Annotated in this window: 1 protein-coding gene; it reads left to right on the forward strand. The window is 33.0% G+C overall.

What is annotated here, in order from left to right:
- A partial coding sequence (locus tag KA878_RS13840) for an alpha/beta hydrolase (RefSeq protein ID WP_210142236.1) occupies positions 1-549 on the forward strand: 549 nt, incomplete at both ends.

Genomic DNA, 549 nt, shown 5'->3' on the forward strand with positions numbered 1-549 from the left:
GAAAAAGGATATATCATCGTAAATGTAAATTATGCTTTAGCACCTGATTACCAATATCCGACACCAATACAGCAATTAGATCAAGCAACTAAATATACATTAAAACATAGAAATAAATTTAATATCGACTATAAACAAATTATATATGGCGGAGACTCTGCAGGTGCACAAATTGCCAGTCAATATGTGGCTTTACAAACAAATGACAAATTGCAACAGCAAATGCGAATGAAGCCAACTATTAAAAAAGATTATTTAAAAGCTGCCATTCTTTTTGGTGGGTTATATAATATGCAAACTGTGAGATCTACAGAATTTCCAAGAATTGATTTATTTATGACAAGTTATACGGGTACTAAAGAATGGGAAAAGAACTTTGCAAGAATTAATCAACTATCTACCGTTGATCAAGTAACAAAAGAGTATCCACCTACATTTTTAACAGTGGGAGATGCTGACCCATTTGATCCACAAAATAGAGAGTTTGATGAAGTCCTTAAAAAGCAAGGTGTTCAAACGACTACAACATTCTTTGATGGTACGCATGGT

Source organism: Staphylococcus sp. GDY8P57P (assembly GCF_017892585.1).
Taxonomy (GTDB): domain Bacteria; phylum Bacillota; class Bacilli; order Staphylococcales; family Staphylococcaceae; genus Staphylococcus; species Staphylococcus borealis.